This window comes from Rothia kristinae (genome assembly GCF_016028855.1).
Classification (GTDB): domain Bacteria; phylum Actinomycetota; class Actinomycetes; order Actinomycetales; family Micrococcaceae; genus Rothia; species Rothia kristinae.
Genome location: NZ_CP065738.1, coordinates 1,419,668 through 1,434,862, shown reverse-complemented (window position 1 = coordinate 1,434,862; position 15,195 = coordinate 1,419,668). Strand labels below are relative to the sequence as shown.

8 protein-coding genes are annotated in these 15,195 nt (G+C 71.3%); 6 read left to right on the top strand and 2 right to left on the bottom strand.

Features of this window, described 5'->3' with window-relative positions:
- The first annotated feature begins 49 nt into the window (after positions 1-49).
- Entirely contained in the window at positions 50-3,967 is a 3,918-nt protein-coding gene (locus tag I6G21_RS06305; protein ID WP_129357815.1) for a DEAD/DEAH box helicase, read from the top strand.
- 153 nt (positions 3,968-4,120) lie between these two features.
- Here the strand turns inward: I6G21_RS06305 and I6G21_RS06300 are convergent, their stop codons facing one another.
- Positions 4,121-5,080 (bottom strand): hypothetical protein, encoded by a 960-nt coding sequence (locus tag I6G21_RS06300; RefSeq protein ID WP_129357814.1) that lies wholly within the window; start codon positions 5,078-5,080, stop codon positions 4,121-4,123.
- 536 nt (positions 5,081-5,616) lie between these two features.
- Between I6G21_RS06300 and betT the strand changes: the two genes are divergently transcribed.
- The 3 genes from betT (at position 5,617) to I6G21_RS06285 (ending at position 11,152) form a co-directional block, all read left to right on the top strand.
- Positions 5,617-7,887, top strand: coding sequence for a choline BCCT transporter BetT (betT, locus tag I6G21_RS06295; protein ID WP_081047748.1), 2,271 nt, complete (start codon positions 5,617-5,619; stop codon positions 7,885-7,887).
- A gap of 12 nt (positions 7,888-7,899) precedes the next feature.
- On the top strand, positions 7,900-9,435 hold the full coding sequence (locus I6G21_RS06290; RefSeq protein ID WP_061225804.1) for an aldehyde dehydrogenase family protein: 1,536 nt from the start codon (positions 7,900-7,902) through the stop codon (positions 9,433-9,435).
- A gap of 124 nt (positions 9,436-9,559) precedes the next feature.
- The gene (locus tag I6G21_RS06285) at positions 9,560-11,152 is read left to right on the top strand and encodes a GMC family oxidoreductase (protein ID WP_058731406.1); all 1,593 of its coding nucleotides are present in this window, start codon (positions 9,560-9,562) and stop codon (positions 11,150-11,152) included.
- A gap of 117 nt (positions 11,153-11,269) precedes the next feature.
- Here I6G21_RS06285 and I6G21_RS06280 read toward each other — a convergent pair whose 3' ends face one another.
- The gene (locus tag I6G21_RS06280; RefSeq protein WP_061225806.1) at positions 11,270-12,682 is read right to left on the bottom strand and encodes an MFS transporter; all 1,413 of its coding nucleotides are present in this window, start codon (positions 12,680-12,682) and stop codon (positions 11,270-11,272) included.
- 113 nt (positions 12,683-12,795) lie between these two features.
- On the opposite strand from I6G21_RS06280, the gene I6G21_RS06275 reads away from it, so the two are divergent.
- Both I6G21_RS06275 and I6G21_RS06270 read left to right on the top strand, forming a co-directional pair.
- Positions 12,796-13,629, top strand: a complete 834-nt coding sequence (locus tag I6G21_RS06275) for an aldo/keto reductase (protein ID WP_055684274.1) — start codon at positions 12,796-12,798, stop codon at positions 13,627-13,629.
- Positions 13,630-13,758: 129 nt separating this feature from the next.
- Positions 13,759-15,192, top strand: coding sequence for a TY-Chap domain-containing protein (locus I6G21_RS06270; RefSeq protein WP_055684273.1), 1,434 nt, complete (start codon positions 13,759-13,761; stop codon positions 15,190-15,192).
- Positions 15,193-15,195 lie beyond the last annotated feature (3 nt).

The window sequence follows — 15,195 nt, the reverse complement described above, 5'->3', positions numbered from 1 at the left end:
CTCTTCCCGGCCCCGTCGGCCGCGCCGAGCGCCGACTAGATTGGATCCCATGCCCTCCTACCCCGCCGAGCAGATCCCGGTGACCGTGGCGCAGATCCTGCACGCCGTCGGCCACAACGCCTTCGCGCGGGGCGAGCGCTACTACCGGGCGGGCCAGGTGCTCCAGGCCCACTACGACGCCGCGGAGCTGACCTTCACCAGCCGGGTCGTCGGGGGCTCCACCCGGCCCTATTCCCAGTCGGTGGTCTTCCCTCGCACCCGCGTTCCGCATGCCGCGCCGTTCCAGTCCTTCTGCTCCTGCCCGGTGCGCACCGGCTGCAAGCACGTGGTCGCGGCCCTGCTGGGCTGGTTCCACGAGGGCGGCTGGGCCGAGCCCGCGGAGAACCTCCCCGTGCGCTCGACGGCCGGCACCGAGACGGAGCATTTCGCGGCAACCGGTTCCGCGGCGGCCCGTTCATCGGCGACCGACGCCGGCTCGGCGCCCGGCCTCCCCGGCCCCGACGCCTCCGGCTCGGCCTCCGCGCGGCGGGACTCGCAGGCGGGGTCCGGGGCCGAGGATCGGGCCGCGACCATCCAGCGGCTGCGCGCGGCCATCGGCGGCATCGACGGCGGCACCGGGGCCCCGGCCGCGTCGCCCGCCGTATCGCCTGCCCCGGCATCGGCATCATCATCGAATGGCGGCGCACCCGGCGCCGCCCGGGGCGGCGACGACGTCGTCGAGACGCAGGACCCGGGCGCGGGCCCCTTCGCGGCGCGCGCGGACGCCCCGCAGGTGCGCGATTCCTGGCGCCGCCACGTCGCCCGCGCGCTGCAGTCCCAGAGCATGGACCTGCGGTCGCGCGTGACCCGCTCCCCCGGCGCCCTGGACCTGCACCTGGAGGTCCCGACCCGCTACGGCCTGGGTCGAGGCGATGCCGCGACCCCCGCGCCGATCCGGCTCAGCGCCCGGCCGCTGATGCTGGGCACCCGCGGCCGGTGGATCAAGGGCGGGCTGACCTGGTCCCAGTTCACCGGCCCCCCGGGCGGCACGCAGCTGCTCAGCGAGCACGAGGCCTGGTTTCGGGAGCTGGGCGCCGTGCTCTCCCCGGATCAGAACCCCTACGCCTCCACCCACGACACCATGCAGCTGGACCCGGTGGCCTCCCCGCTGCTGTGGGACCTGCTGGACCGGGCCGCGGACCTCGGCATCGCCATCGTGGTGGACGGGCGTGCCGTCTCGGTAGGCCTGGCCCCGGAGGCCCGGCTCGGACTGCACGTGGCCGACGCCGAGGACGGCGCCCTGCGGCTGATCCCCGCCCTGCTGGTGCCCCGCTCCCCGGAGGAGGCGGAGGACGACGCCGCCCCGGAGGCCTGGCGGGTGCCGACCGACGGACTGTTCCCCCTGGGCCCGGCCCACCGGCCCCAGGCCTACGTGGCCCTGGGCGGGGCGCTGCACCGCGCCTACGAGCAGGAGGCCCGCCGCTCCGGGGCGTGGTCCGCGATCCGCCCGTCCCCGCTGCCGCAGCTGGCCGCGCAGGTCCCGCAAGAGCAGTGGGTCGCGGAGGAGACGGAGCTGCTGTTCCTCCCGCTGGCAGCACCCCCGACCCCGCTGGCCACCTCCCTGAGCGCCTCCGGGCCCATGACGGTGCCGCGCGAGGAGGTCCTGGACTTCGCGGAGGGCTTCTACCCGCAGCTGGCCCGGCGCCTGCCGGTGGCCGCGGACCCGGAGGTCGCCGAGTCCCTGCCGCAGGTGCTCGAGCCGCGCCTGGTGCTGAGCGTGCGCTTCGAGGAGGATCCGCACGCCCAGCCCACCCCGGAGCAGGGCGCGGCGCGCACCGCGGATCCGCGCGCCTCGGAGAGGATCGCCCCGGCCCGATACGACTGGCACTGGTCCTACCCGCAGGCGCCCGTCCAGTGGGAGGGGCAGGAGGTGGCCCGCACCCGGGTGCCGGTCGCGGTGGCCAGCCCGGACCCGCATCGGGAGCTGCGGGATGCGGAGACGGAGCAGGACGTGCTCACCCGGCTGCGTCGGGCGCTGCCCGAGACCCCGCTGGAGGCCGGGCGCACCAGCGGCTGGCAGACCCGGGATCTGGTCCAGCGGATCATCCCGGCCGCCCGCGACCTGGACGGGGTGGACGTGGAGCTCACCGGGGAGGTGCCGCAGTTCCGGGCTCTGGACGAGGACCCGACGATCACGGTCTCCGTGGAGTCCACCGGGGATCGCGACTGGTTCGGCCTGGGCGTGACCATCCGGGCCGGGCAGTGGTACGTGCCCTTCGCCGACGTCTTCCGCGCCCTGGACGCCGGGCAGAAGCACCTGATGCTCGGGGACGGCAGCTACTTCCGGCTGGACCGGCCCGAATTCCTGCGGCTGCGGGAGCTGATCGGGGAGGCCCGGCAGATGGCGGACCCGGAGACGCCGCTGCGCATCTCCCGGCACCAGGCGGGGCTGTGGGAGGACCTGGAGGAGCTCGCCGCGGACACCGAGGTGACCCGGACCTGGCGGGAATCCGTGGAGGCCCTGCTGCGTCTGGAGGAGATCCCTGCGCCGCCGCTGCCGCGGGACCTGCGCGCCCGGCTGCGCCCGTACCAGGAGGAGGGCTACCGGTGGCTGAGCTTCCTGCGCGAGCACGGCCTCGGCGGGATCCTCGCCGATGACATGGGCCTGGGCAAGACGGTCCAGACCCTCGCGATGATCTGCCGCGCCTTCGAGCTGCACGACGCCGCGGCGGCGGAAGGCGGGGCGCGGCCGCGCTTCCTCGTCGTCGCCCCGACCTCTGTGGCCCCCAACTGGGCCCGGGAGGTCGAGCGCTTCGCCCCGCACCTGAGCTGCGCGGTGCTCACCTCCTCCAGCGCCAAGGCCAAGAGCTCGGTGCCGGAGCGGGCCGCCGGGGCCGACGTCGTCGTGACCTCCTATGCGCTGCTGCGCCTGGACGCGGAGGAGTACACGGACCTGGGGCTGAGCGGACTGGTGCTGGACGAGGCCCAGTTCCTGAAGAACCCGCGGACCAAGGCCCACCGGATCGCCAAGGATCTGCCGGTGCCGTTCAAGCTGGTGGTCACGGGCACGCCGATGGAGAACGACCTCATGGAGCTGTGGGCGATGTTCTCGATCGTCGCCCCGGGGCTGTTCCCCTCCGCCCGGGACTTCCGGGACATGTACGCCAAGCCGATCTCCTCCGGGGAGGACCCGCAGGCGCTGCCGCGGCTGCGGCGCCGGATCCGCCCGCTGATGCTGCGCCGCTCCAAGGAGCTGGTGGCCGCGGATCTGCCGGAGAAGCAGGAGCACCGGGTGGACATCGCCCTGACCCCGGAGCACCGTCGGATCTACGAGACCCGGCTGCAGCGGGAGCGGCAGAAGATCCTGGGGCTGCTGCAGGACATGGACCGGAACCGGTTCACGATCTTCCAGTCCCTGACCATGCTGCGCCGCCTGGCCCTGTCCGCCTCCCTGGTGGATGAGGCGCACGCGGGGGTCGAGTCCGCCAAGCTGACGTGGCTGACGGAGCAGCTGCCGGAGATCATCGCCGATGGGCACCGGGCCCTGGTGTTCAGCCAGTTCACGACCTTCCTGCACCAGATCGCCGAGGCCCTGGAGGCGGCGGGGATCGGGCACGTGTACCTGGACGGGTCCACCCGGGATCGGGCGGCGGTGCTGCGGGCCTTCGAGGAGGGCGAGGCCCCGGTGTTCCTCATCAGCCTGAAGGCCGGTGGCTTCGGGCTGAACCTCACGGAGGCGGACTACTGCTTCCTGATGGACCCCTGGTGGAATCCGGCGGCGGAGGCTCAGGCGGTGGACCGGGCGCACCGGATCGGGCAGCGGCGTCGGGTCATGGTGTACCGGCTGGTCTCCGAGGGGACGATCGAGGAGAAGGTCATGGACCTGAAGGACTCCAAGGCCGCCCTGTTCGACGCCGTGATGGACGACGGCGAGCTGTTCTCCCGCTCCCTGCGCGCCGAGGAGATCCGGGAGCTGCTCGGCGGCTGAGCCGGCGCCGGCGGCTTCCGTTCGCCCCCGCCCCGCACCGTGGGGCCGGCTTCCGGTGCGAGTTTCGTTCCGAGATGCGCCATTCGTGCTGAGATGCTGCACGGCGGGGCGCATCTCAGCACGAATGGCGCATCTCAACACGAAACCCGCACCTCACAGACCGGCCAGCATCGGCGGCGGGAACACGGGGACCCCGAGCTGGCGGGCGCGCTGCTCGAGGGCCTGCACCAGGCGCATCTCCAGTTGCTCCGGGTGCCCGACCACGTCCGCCCAGTTCGCGCGCAGGATCACCCAGCCGGCTTCCTCGATGGCCAGCTGACGCTGCCGCTCCTGATAGATCGCCTCTGCGGCGTCGCCATCACGGAAGTACTTGGCCTTGCCATCCAGCTCCAACCCGAAGCGCAGGTGCGGCCAGCCGAAGTCCAAGTACTTCCGGCCCCGATGCGTCCTCACGAGGACCTGCGGCTGCGGCATCGGCACGGCCATGCGCTGCAGGCGGATCCGCCCGAGGCTCTCCAAGACGGACTCGGAGCGCGCGTCGGCGAAGGCGAAGACGCGTCGGGCCGTGACCGAGCCGCGTCGGCGGGGGCCCTCGTCGAGCAGGCTGAGCACATCCCGGCGGGAGACGTCGCCCTTCAGGATCTGGTCGGCGATGACGACGGCGTCGTCGAAGGGCAGGCCGGTCGCGCAGTCCAGGAGGGTGCGCTCGGCGTCGGTGACCGGGAGGCGCAGCTCGAGGAGGCGGCGATGTTCGAGGATCCCCGGCGCCCGGTGGACCCGCACCCGGGGGTCCGCGCAGGCGATCCGCTGCTCGGCGCTGATGTGGACGGCGTCCGGCAGGTGGAGCAGGGAGAGGTCGCGGAACAGGGCGGCCGAGGTGTGCGAGAAGACGAACGGCGTCCTCGCCCGCGCCAGGTACGCCAGGTGCACGCCGAGGCACTTCTGCCGTTCGGTGAGTTCCTCCCACCGGCGGCGCTGGATGTGGCAGCCGCGCAGAACGCGCGTCCATTCGCTGCCGCCACCCCGGCTGGGACGCGGGTCGGGATGGCCGAGCCGACGCACCTGCTCGGGGGTCAGCAGCTCGCGGTGGTGGAGGTCTGGGACGGTGTTCACGGGTTCAGCTTGCCGTTCCAGCTCGCCGACGACGCCGCCCGTCCGCGCTTCCCGGCCCCTTTTCGAGGACAGTCCCCCACATCCACTCGCCTCATCCACAGATCCGGAAACCTCCTCGCACCCGACGCCGCCCGCGCGCCCTCCCCTGCACCCGAGGCCCCTCGCCGATCACCGCCCACACCGGACCCGCACCCGCTGAGATACCGGGTTTGTGCTGAGATACCAGGTTCGTGCTGAGATGCTGCACGACGTGCCGCACCTCAGCACCAACCCCACACCTCAACACGAAAGCCGCACCTCAGCACCCAACGGTTGCACCTCAGCGGCACAGCACCCCCGCCCACCGTCGGGTGGGGTGGGCGGATCGGGGCGGATGGGTTAGCCTGGATCATCGATCGATGATCAGCGTGCTGATGGACTGAGGCGCTGGTCATCTGCGCTGTCCGGGGCGGATCCCGCGCCGCTCGACCCGCCCCGGCCCTGCCCGCACCGCCACCGGCCGGTGCGCACCCCCTCGCTCCCGACCCCAGGAACCCATGGCCTCCTCCGACGGAACCTCCGAGCACACATCCCGCGACGACGCCGCCGCACCCAACACCGGCGCCACCAGAACCACCCCCGCCGAACCACCCACCATCACCGACAGCGTGCCGCACCAGCACGCGCCCGCCCGGGTGAACTGGCGAGTCTTCGGCGGGGCCGCCATCGGCGTGCTGATCATCTCCATCTGGGGTCTGGCCGATCCGGAGTCGATGGGTGAGGTGATCGGCGCCGTCGTCGGGTGGGTCTCCCGGCACTTCGGCTGGTTCTACATCCTCACCGGCACCGTGGTCCTGGCGTTCATCGCGATCGTCGCGTTCTCCAAGCAGGGCTCGGTGCGCCTGGGCCCGGACCATTCCCGCCCGCAGTTCTCCCTGTTCTCGTGGGCGGCCATGCTCTTCGCCGCCGGCATCGGGGCGGACCTGATGTTCTACTCCGTGCTGGAGCCGGTCACCCAGTACTACACGCAACCCTCCGGCGGCACCGAGTCCGCAGAGGCCGCCCGGCAGGCGGTCGTGTGGACCCTGTTCCACTACGGACTGACCGGCTGGGGCATGTACTCCCTGATGGGCATGGCCTTCGGCTACTTCGCGTACCGGTTCAACCTGCCGCTGTCCATCCGCTCGGCCCTGTACCCGATCATCGGCAAGCGGATCAAGGGCGCGGCCGGCGACGCCGTGGACATCTCGGCGCTGCTGGGCACGATCTTCGGGGTGGCCACCTCGCTGGGCATCGGCGTCGTGCAGATCAACTACGGGCTGCAGTTCCTGTTCGGGGTGCCCAACTCCGTGGGGGTCCAGGCCGGGCTGATCGCGGTCTCCGTGGTCCTGGCGATCGCCTCGGCGGTGTCCGGGGTGGACAAGGGCATCCGGCGGCTGTCCGAGCTGAACATCTTCCTCGCCGTCGCGCTGATGCTGTACGTGCTGTTCCTCGGGGACACGGACTTCCTGCTCAACGCGCTGGTCATGAACGTGGGCGACTACCTCTCCCAGTTCCCAGGGATGACCATGGACACGATGGCCTATGACCACCCCGAGGAGTGGATGAACTCCTGGACCCTGTTCTTCTGGGCCTGGTGGGTCGCGTGGTCCCCGTTCGTGGGGCTGTTCCTGGCGCGGATCTCCCGCGGGCGCACCATCCGCCAGTTCGTGGTGGGCACCATGACCATCCCGTTCGTGTTCATCCTGACCTGGATCTCCATCTTCGGGAACTCGGCCCTGGGGATCATCGACCAGGACGGGGACACCGACTTCGGCCAGACCCTGATGGGCACCCCGGAGCGGGCCTTCTACGATCTGCTGGCCCAGTACCCGGGGGCCACCGCAGCGGCGGCCGTGGCGACCTTCACCGGGCTGCTGTTCTACGTGACCAGCGCGGACTCCGGGGCCCTGGTGATGTCCAACTTCGCCTCGACCATCGAGGACCCGACGAAGGACGGGCCCAAGTGGATGCGCATCTTCTGGGCGATCGCCACCGGTCTGCTGACCCTGGCGATGATGGTGGTCGGCGGGATCCCGACCCTGCAGTCGGCGACGATCGTGTTCGGCCTGCCCTTCGCGATCGTGATGTACCTGGTGATGTACGGGCTGTGGAAGGCGCTGCGGGTGGAGCGGGCCGCGATGGACTCCCAGGAGGCCGCCCGGGCGGGGGTGCGCGCCGCCAACCGTGCCGCCGCGATCCAGCCGACCGAGCACACCCGGAACTGGCGCCAGCGCCTGGTCCGCTCGGTGTCCTACCCGGGCCAGGCCGCGACCCGCCGCTACCTCTCCCAGACGGCGGAGCCGGCGCTGGAGGAGGTCTGCCAGGCGCTGCGCGAGGAGCACGTGCAGGCCGCGGTGGAGCACGGGCACGATCCCGTCACGGATCTGCCGTATGTGAGCCTGGTGGAGCACCTGGACGGGGAGCGGGACTTCCTGTACCAGATCTACCCGGTGGCCTGCCCGACGCCGTCGTACCTGCTGGTCTCGCCGCAGTCGGAGGACTCCTACTACCGGCTGGAGCCGTTCTCCCAGACCGGTTCGCGCGGATACGACGTGTACGGCTTCACGAAGGAGCAGCTGATCCACGACGTGCTGGACAACCATGAGCGGCACCTGGAGTTCATCCGCCTGTCCACCCCCACCCAGGACGACGCCGGGGCCACCGTGATCACCGGCGCCCCCACCGGCGCCATGGACTGGACCGTGGACTTCCAGGACCCGGAGGAGGACTCCTCTGCCGGTGACCCCAACCACACCCCGGAAGAATCCGACCGCACCGCGCGTTGACACCACCGGAGCATGACTGTGACCGGATTCGAGCAGGCGCCGCGTCGCACCGGCGTCGAGGAAGGACTGAGTGTGAGCAGCACGCTGTACATCGACGGAGCCTGGGTCCCGGCTGAGGACGGCGGGACCCGCACCATCACCTGCCCCGCGGACGGCACCGAGGTCGGCGTCGTCGCGGAGGCCACCGCAAAGGACACCGAGAAGGCGATCGCCGCGGCGCGGCGGGCCTTCGACGAGAACGCCTGGGACGTGAGCGCCCCGGAGCGCGGGGACTTCCTGCTGGCCGTGGCCGCGCAGCTGCGCGAGCGCAAGGACGAGTTCGCCCGCGCCGAGTCCCTGGACACCGGCAAGCGCCTGGTGGAGTCCGGCTACGACATGGACGACATCGCCGCCTGCTTCCAGTACTTCGGGAAGATCGCCGGGCAGGACGCCGGGCGCGTGGTCGACGCCGGGGACCCGTCCGTGGCCTCCAAGGTGGTGCACGAGCCGGTGGGCGTGTGCGGGATGATCACCCCGTGGAACTACCCGCTGCTGCAGGTGGCCTGGAAGGTGGCCCCGGCGCTGGCCGCGGGCAACACCTTCGTGCTCAAGCCCGCGGAGCTGACCCCGCACACCGCGATCCTGCTGATGGATGTGCTGGACAAGCTGGGGCTGCCGGCCGGGGTGGCCAACCTGGTGCTGGGCGCCGGGGCCGAGGCCGGGGCGCCGCTGTCCACCCACCCGGACGTGGACCTGGTCTCCTTCACCGGCGGCCTGGTCACCGGCCGGAAGATCGCCGAGTCCGCGGCGGCCACCGTGAAGAAGGTGGCCCTGGAGCTGGGCGGGAAGAACCCCAACGTGATCTTCGCCGACGCGGACTTCGACGCCGCGGTGGACAACGCCCTGAACGGCGCGTTCGTGCACTCCGGGCAGGTCTGCTCGGCCGGCGCGCGCATCGTCGTCGAGGAGTCCATCGCCCAGCGGTTCACGGACGAGCTGGTGCGCCGGGCGAAGGACATCCGCCTGGGCGGTCCCTTCGACGACGACGCCGAGACCGGCGCCCTGATCTCCGAGGCGCACCTGCAGAAGGTCACCGCCTACGTGGACAAGGCACGCGAGGAGGGCGCGAGCATCCTGTGCGGCGGAAAGCGCGCCACCGAGGGTGAGCTGTCGAAGGGCTGGTTCTACGAGCCCACCGTGATCGCGGACGTGGCCCGCGGGTCCAACGCGGTGACCGAGGAGGCCTTCGGGCCGGTGGTCACCGTGGAGACCTTCCGGGATGAGGCCGAGGCGGTGGCCATCGCCAATGACACGATCTACGGCCTGGCCGGGGCCGTGTGGACCTCCGACGCCGGGAAGGCCGAGCGGGTCGCGGCCAAGCTGCGCCACGGCACCATCTGGATCAACGACTTCCACCCGTACCTGCCGCAGGCCGAGTGGGGCGGCATGAAGCAGTCCGGCATCGGCCGCGAGCTGGGCCTGGCGGGTCTGGGCGAGTATGTGGAGACCAAGCACATCTACCAGAACACCGCCCCGGCCGTGACCGGCTGGTTCCAGGACCGGAAGTAACCCCACGGCTGCGGGTGCGCCCCGCCACGAGGAGAGGCGCACCCGCGAGCCGGCATCGAGATCAGAGAGGCGGCGAGCGCACCGAGCGGCTCCCCCACCGACCCCCCCAACCACAGGAGGATCCATGGCTGAAGAGCAGGTTTTCGACTACATCATCGTCGGCGGAGGTTCGTCCGGCGCGGCCGCGGCGGCCCGGCTGTCGGAGAAGAACCCGCAGGCGCAGGTCGCGCTGATCGAGGCGGGCCCGGATGACGCCGGGATCGACGAGGTCCTGCAGCTGAACCGCTGGATGGAGCTGCTGGAGTCCGGCTACGACTGGGACTACCCGGTGGAGGAGCAGGAGCACGGCAACTCCTTCATGCGCATGGCCCGGGCGAAGGTCATGGGCGGGTGCTCCTCGCACAACTCCTGTATCGCCTTCTGGGCCCCGGCCGAGGATCTGGATGACTGGGAGCGCCGCTTCGGCGCGACCGGCTGGAACGCGGAGACCGGTTTCCGCCTGTTCCGCCAGCTGGAGACCAATGAGGACGCCGGCACCGAGGGTGGGGAGCACCACGGCGATTCCGGTCCGGTGCACCTGATGAACGTCCCGGCTTCGGATCCGTGCGGGGTCGCGGTGCTGGACGCCTGCGAGCAGGCCGGCATCCCCCGGGGACGGTTCAACTCCGGGAAGACCGTGACCAACGGGGCGAGCTTCTTCCAGATCAACCGGCAGGCCGACGGCACCCGCGCCTCCTCGTCGGTGTCCTACATCCACCCGATCCGGGACCGGGAGAACTTCCACCTGATCACGGACACCCAGGTCAAGCGGGTCCTGTTCGATGAGGACAAGCGCGCCGTGGGCGTGGAGGTGGTGGACAACGCGTTCGCGGTGGCCAAGACCATCCGGGCGCGCAGGGAGGTCGTGCTCTCGGCGGGGGCGATCGACTCCCCGAAGCTGCTGATGCTCTCCGGGATCGGCCCGGCCGAGCACCTGCGCGAGGTGGGCGTGGACGTGCTGGTGGATTCCCCCGGCGTCGGCTCCCACCTGCAGGATCACCCGGAGGCGGTGATCCAGTGGGAGGCGAAGAAGCCGATGGTCCAGGATTCCACCCAGTGGTGGGAGCTCGGGATCTTCACGGAGCTGGACGTGCCCTTCGAGGATGAGTTCCCGGGTCGGCCGAACTTCATGATGCACTACGGCTCGGTGAACTTCGACATGCACACCCTGCGCCAGGGGTACCCGACGGCGGATAACGTGTTCTGCCTGACCCCGAACGTCCCGCACGCCCGCTCCCGCGGCACGGTGCGCCTGCGCTCCCTGGACTTCCGGGACAAGCCGAAGTTCGATCCGAAGTACTTCACGGACGATGAGGGCTACGACATGGCGATCATGGTCGCGGGCATCCGCAAGGCCCGGGAGATCGCCTCCCAGCCGGCCCTGGCCGAGTGGAAGGGCCGCGAGCTGTTCCCGGGCGAGGACGTGCAGACGGATGAGGAGATCGCCGAGTACGTCGCGAAGACCCACAACACCGTGTACCACCCGGTGGGCACGGTGCGCATGGGCGCGGATGACGACGTCGACTCCCCGCTGGATGCCCGGCTGCGGGTCAAGGGAGTGTCCGGCCTGCGGGTCGCGGACGCCTCCGTGATGCCGGAGATCACTGCGGTGAACCCGAACATCACCTGCTTCATGATCGGCGAGCGCGCCGCGGAGCTGATCACCGAGGACGCCTGAGCCTCACCGCCCGTCGGCCCGGCCCGACGCCCCATCGACGGCCCCGTCGCGCCCCGCGCAGCGGGGCCGTCGCCGTGTGGCAGCGCGGCGGGGCCGCCGTCGTGCGCAGCGCAGGCACTACTCCGGGCGCGTCGGCCCGGGCTCGGCCCCCGGGTCCGGGTCGGCCGGGGGCACCTGGGGGATCTCGGTGGTGTCGTGCCGGACGGGCGGCAGCGGCTCGACGGCGGGCAGGGCGGCGGTCAGCGCCGGGTCCGGGGCGCGGTAGGCCAGCAGCTGGGGGAAGCGCCTGCTCAGCCCGGCCACCCCGAGGCCGCAGGCCACCGCCCCACCCACCAGGGCCAGGCCGGGACCGGCCCACTGGCCGGCCGCGCCCATCACGCCGGAGCCCAGCCGCGGCCCGCCGTTGACGGTGACGATGAACAGACCCTGCAGGCGCCCGCGCATGGTGTCCGGGGCGGCCACCTGCAGGATCGTAGAGCGGTAGATGCTGCCCACGGAGTCCACGGCCCCGGCGACCATCAGGCCGATCAGGGCCAGGATCAGCCCGGTCCAGGCGGCCGCGGAGCCCCGTTCGGTCCCGGCCTGGACCCACCACATGGCCAGGCCCGCCCACAGCATCCCCGCGGTCCAGCCCGCGTAGGTCCAGGTCAGGGCCCGGCCCTGAGCCCGCACCCGCACGGCCCGCCCGGACAGCACGGTGCCCAGGAAGGCGCCCAGCGTCATGGTCCCGGACAGCAGCCCGGCCACGGCCTCGCTGCCGCCGACCACCACCAGCGCCATCGCGGGGAACAGGGCCTGCGGGAACAGGGTGATCATGGCGCACAGGTCCAGCATGAAGGTCATCGCGACCACGGGTGAGCTGCGCACGAAGCGCAGCCCCTCCACCACGGAGGACAGGCCCCGGGTGGTCTGCTCCTCCCCCTCCGCCTGCTGCGGGACCTGCGGGGGCAGCCGGTACAGGGCCCACAGCCCCACGGTGAAGGTGCCCACGTCCACCAGGTACGTCCAGCCGTAGCCGACGGCGGCGACCAGGAAGCCGCCGAGCATGGGGCCCAGGGTCAGGGCGACGGTGCTGGCGGACATGTTCAGGGCGTTGGCCGCCGGCAGCCTCTTCAGCCCGACGATGTTGGGGATGATGGCCCCGCGCGCGGCCTGGTTGATGGGGTGCAGCAGGGACTGCAGGGCGATCAGCCCGTAGAGCACGGCAATGCTGTCCAGGCGCAGGAACGCCTGCGCGGCGATGAGCCCGGTGAGCACCCACAGGCCCAGCGACGCGGCCAGGGCCACGCGGCGTCGGTCCCGGGTGTCGGCCAGGACCCCGCCCCACAGCCCGCCGAAGATCAGCGGGAGCACGGAGACCAGGCCCACAGCGCCCACGGCGAAGGTGGAGCCGGTGATGCGGAAGATCTGCAGGGACACGGCCATCGCGGAGACCTGGAAGCCCAGCACGGAGAAGGCAGTGCCCAGCCACAGCCGCCGGAAATCCGGGTGCTGGCGCAGGGGCGTGAGGTCCATCATGAGGCGGGGCACACGGGAAAGCCTAGCCGAGGGCTGAATCCGGGGCCCGCGGGTACCGTGCGCCCCGGGGCCGGGGGCATGCTGGAGGGGTACGACGTCAACGGTTCGAAAGGCAGGGAATCCCCATGACGGAAGCACCTCTCATCTCCCTGAACGACGGCAACGCCATCCCCCAGCTGGGTTACGGCGTGTGGCAGGTCGAGGACGAGACCGCGGAGAAGGTGGTCCAGCTGGCCCTGGAGGCCGGGTTCCGCCACATCGACACCGCGAAGATCTACGGCAACGAGGAGGGCGTGGGCCGCGGCCTGAAGGCCTCGGACGTGGATGCGCAGGACGTGTGGGTGACCACCAAACTGTGGAATGACGACCAGGGCTACGACAAGGCCCTGCAGGCCTACGAGGCCTCCGCCAGGCGCCTGGATCTGGGCAAGCCGGTGGACCTGTACCTGATCCACTGGGCCCAGCCGCAGCAGGGCACCTACCTGGAGTCCTGGAAGGCGCTGATCGAGCTGCAGAAGCAGGGCAAGGTCCGCTCCATCGGCGTGTCCAACTTCCCGGAGGAGCAGCTGCGCGAGATCGTGCGGGAGACCGGGGTGGCCCCGGCCGTGCACCAGATCGAGCTGCACCCGCACTTCAACCAGGAGAAGATGCGCGCGGTCGACGAGGAGCTGGGCATCCGCACCGAGGCCTGGTCCCCGCTGGGCCAGGGCGGCGAGGTCCTGAAGGAGAAGGTCATCACCGACATCGCCGAGAAGCACGGGGCCACCGCCGGGCAGGTCGTGATCGCCTGGCACCTGGCCCTGGGCAACATCGTGATCCCCAAGTCCGTGACCCCGGAGCGGATCACGGAGAACTACGGCGCCCTGGACGTGCGCCTGGACGACGAGGATGTGCAGGCCATCAACGGCCTGACCCGCGAGGACGGGCGTCTGGGCAACGATCCCGCGCAGGGGGTCTGAGCCCCCCTCCGACCGCATCCTGACCCCGGCGGTAACATCCGCCCCATCCCTTGGCCGCCCCGCATCGGCGAGCATACGCTCGAGACACCGACGCGGGGCGGTCTCGCGCATCACCGAAAGGCCTGCACTGTGGAGCATGACGACGCCGTGTACCGCGAGTTCCGCGCCCGCTACGGCCCGCTGCTGGAGCGTCTGAACGACGTCGAGTGGACCCGCCGGGAGGCCCGCTCCCGAATGCTCACGGTGCACCCGGAGATGGATCATGAGCTGCTGGATCGGGCGCTGGCGGAGATGAGCTGGCGCAGCGAGCTGCGGCGGGAGGATCCGCTGGGCGGGGTGGTGATCTCCTGTTCCCTGCTGCTGGCGGTCAATGATCTGTTCGACCTCGGGGAGGACCCGGAGTACGCCGTGACCCTGCTGGAGCGGGCGATCTTCCAGGAGATGTCCGCGTTCATGAACCTGCACGGGATCTCCGATGAGGCCGCGGCGCACATCCTGTCTCGGCTGGCGGCCAGCAACCGCTTCCTCGCCGAGTATCCGCGCACCACCCTCACCCAGGAGGAGTACCGGGGGTTCCTGCGGGACATCCCGGAGTATCTGCGGGAGCTGTCCGCGGCGAAGGACGGCCGCTGGCCGGTCTCGGATGCGCTGATCCGCGAGCGCATCGGTGAGGGCTCCTGGACGCGGGCGTTGCTGGCGGTGGGCATGTCCCCGGAGGAGCGCTACGCCGCGGACGGCACGGACCTGATCCCGGATTACACGGAGGCGCGCTTCCGCAGCGCGATGGCGGATTTCTTCACGTTCTGCATCCGCACGGATCGGATTCCGCACGCGCTGCTGTATGGGCGATGGGCGGCCAGCGGCTCCCGCTCGCGGGTGCCGCGGCCGAATCTGGCGACGGTGCGCCACCAGTTCGGCTCCTGGTCTCAGGCGATCGCGCACGGGCGGGAGCTGATCAACTCCAGCGATCCGGCTCAGGCGGATCCCCGGTACGAGGAGCACTGGGTGGGGCCGTGGACGCAGCCCACCCCGGTGGTCTCCCCCTCGGGAGGGCGTGCGGCGTGGAGTGTGAGCAGCTGGACGGATCGGGGCATCGGCGTCGTCGGGCATCTGCGCGCGGAGCCGGGTGAGACCTCCGAAGCGGACGCCGAGGCGGCGTGGGAGGAGCTGGTCGGGGAGATCGCCCAGGCGGTGCGGGATCTGCCGTGGAACCACTTCCTGACGGTGGAGTACGAGACGGGCAACAACCTGGACGAGGCGCCGTTCGCGCAGGCCTTCACGGGACCTGCGGGGGTGGAGGTGACACTGGTCTCGGAGCGGTTCCTGCCGGCGATCGTGTGGCCGATCGACGACGCGCATCTGCAGCGCACGGGGTGGACGGCCCCGGACGAGTCCCAGCCGCATTGGCGCCAGGGGCGCCTGGAGCCGGAGGCGGCGGCCCGGACCCTGGTGGATGGGCTGCGCCACGGGCGGGACTGCTCGGATCCGTACAGCTTCCGGTGGGGTTCGGGGGCGGTCTACGCTGAGGGTGAGCAGAGAGCCGAGACAGACCTCAGGAGATGATCG